Source organism: Desulfococcus sp. (assembly GCF_041737845.1).
GTDB lineage: Bacteria > Desulfobacterota > Desulfobacteria > Desulfobacterales > Desulfococcaceae > Desulfococcus.
The window spans coordinates 1-2,262 of sequence record NZ_JBGSQX010000054.1 but is presented as its reverse complement, the minus strand read 5'-3'; the positions used below and the strand labels follow the sequence as shown (position 1 = coordinate 2,262).

Genomic DNA, 2,262 nt, shown 5'->3' with positions numbered 1-2,262 from the left:
CCCGGGAGGCCCTGGAGCGCGGGGAGCTGCCGCCCCCGCCGCCTCCCCTGGCGTGAGCGCGGGCGGGGATTCCGGCCCGCAAATCCCGGGACTGCGGATCCGATCGGCGCAGGAAAATCCAGCGTCTCGGATAAACAAGAGCGGGCGGTGCCATGGACTCGGTCCATCCACCCCCTTCAGAGGTTCCGGGGCCTTTCCTCCCAGGGATTGTACAGCCTGAGGCCGCCGTCTGCCATGTCACGGATATTTCGGGTGACCACCGTAAGGTCATGGGCCAGCCCGATGGCGGCGATCAGCAGCAGCGCGTTCCCGTTGACCCCGTGGCTTTGGATATCCAGGCGGAGATGATATAGGCGGCGCACCCAACGCCGGGGGTTACGGAGATGGCCTGGGTCGGACAGTTCCGGGCGCAGGCCCCGCACTCCATGCAGGCGTCGATGTCGCGGACGGCGGCTTTTTTTCCCCTCACCGCGAAGATGCGGTGGGGGCAGACCGTCTCGCACATGCCGCAGCCCACACACCGGGCGGCGTCAAGCCGCAAGGTGGCGACGCCCTCGATATATCGAAAATCCTTCATCGCGCGTATTCGTCCTCTCGTCCGTTTCCAAACGTTATCCGATAAAGGGTCCGGCAATCCAGAGGATTGCGGCCAGCACCCCGCTGGCGGCCTGCACCGGGATGGCGCGGCGCATCTCCTTTTCCACCCCCGAGGGGGAGGTGAAGGGCGTCGAGCCGGTAAAGTTCATGGCCAGGTAGGAGCCGACCGCCCCGGTCCAGAGAACCAGCGCCATGGATTCGACAGCCCCTGTCCTCGACGCGAAAAGAAAGGAGATGAGCGCGCCGGCCCCCCATCCGGCCAGTGCCCCGCCGATCCAGAACTCCCGCCAGGGCAGCCGGGGCAGGAGCAGCGGCACGGCCACGGCGCCCGCCAGGATGCCTGCTATGGTGGCGCAGACGGCAGGCACTCCCCGGGCCAGGGCCGCATCCGGCAAGAACCACCCCGGCCCGATGCCCGAGATGGCCAGGGTGGCGAGGAGGGTGACGGCCAGCGCCTTTTTCAGGAGGAGGATCTCGACGGGCACCAGTACGGCCCGCTCCCGGAGGGTGAAGGTCACGGTGCGCATGCCCTCGTCCGCCGCGTTGCCCGCCCGCAGGAAGGCGGGGATATCGGCGGCCCGCACCGGGCCGTAGAGGACGCTGAACCCGCAGCCTTTCCGGAGTTTGTGGGCCGCCACCCCCGTGGCCGAGAGCTGGGGCAGGATAATCTCCCGGTGGGAGACGACCTCCGCAAGGCGTGACTTCAACACCCGGCGGACGACCTCGTCGGTGGAAAAGAGCCCTTTGCCGGCGGCGCACCATACATTGATCCCCCGGGTGTCGGCCGCCAGGATCCAGGCGTCGATCCCACCCAGTTCCTTCCGGAGGGCATCGAAGGTGAGCTTGTAGTTGGCGGTCACCAGCACCGGAGACCCGGGCCCGGGAGTCCCCGCGCAGTAGAGGCCCGGGACCACCTTATAGTCATGCCGCCCGATGCCCAGGCGGGTCTTGACCGTGCCGACGTGATCCCGGGACGAGAGCCGGGTTCTGATCCGGGGCACGGCCCCCGCGGGCGTCTCCACAAAACCGTCGACATAGGGTTCGATGGCGTATCCCGGCCGTTCATGGACCCCGGCCTCGGGGTCGGGTTTGGGGCCTCAGCAGGGAGCGTCGTCGGCCGGCGTGCCGGTCGTGATCTGCTGGCCGCACGGGTGGGGCTGAAGGCCGGGAGGGGCGGCGAGGATGGTTTTCAGGCCGGTTGTTTCCAATTTGTTCATGCGGGTTCTCCTCGGGAACGCGGGGCAATACCCCAAAACCTATGGCCAATCTCATTCCACGCACCAGGGTCTTTTAGGGGTTCTGAGCGCTTCGCGGATGGCTATGTAAATAATGTAAAAGCTATCGGCAGGGATGTCCACAAAAAATCAACACGGCGCAGTCCCTGTTTGAGAATCTGTCGCCGTGATTCAGGAGGGATGATTTGACCGGAACGCGGATACGATATATCGGATGCGCTGCGGGATGGGAGACATCACTTTCGGCAGGTTTCGGGGAGGGGCTTTCCATGAAGGGGGGGCGATGACCGGAGCGAAAGACGTGGAAAAATGGCAGCGGCCCGCGGCGGAGGAGCTGCCGGTGACGGCGGTGGTTCCAGAGGTGCGGCGGGCGCTCTCGGCCGGTACCGGCGCGGTGCTGATCGCGCCGCCGGGGGCGGGCAAGACCACC

2 protein-coding genes are annotated in these 2,262 nt (G+C 66.6%); both read right to left on the bottom strand.

The annotated features are described in order from the left end of the window. Positions 1-292 precede the first annotated feature (292 nt). A complete protein-coding gene (hgcB, locus tag ACEW8N_RS06070) occupies positions 293-577 on the bottom strand; it encodes a mercury methylation ferredoxin HgcB (RefSeq protein ID WP_373498912.1) in 285 nt (94 codons plus the stop codon). A gap of 34 nt (positions 578-611) precedes the next feature. Continuing rightward, positions 612-1,814 (bottom strand): mercury methylation corrinoid protein HgcA, encoded by a 1,203-nt coding sequence (gene hgcA / locus ACEW8N_RS06065; protein ID WP_373498911.1) that lies wholly within the window; start codon positions 1,812-1,814, stop codon positions 612-614. Between the last annotated feature and the right edge of the window lie 448 nt (positions 1,815-2,262).

Bases quoted from the DNA above. Each gene is read 5' to 3' on its own strand.
- hgcB (WP_373498912.1), bottom strand. From the start codon at position 577: ATGAAGGATTTTCGATATATCGAGGGCGTCGCCACCTTGCGGCTTGAC.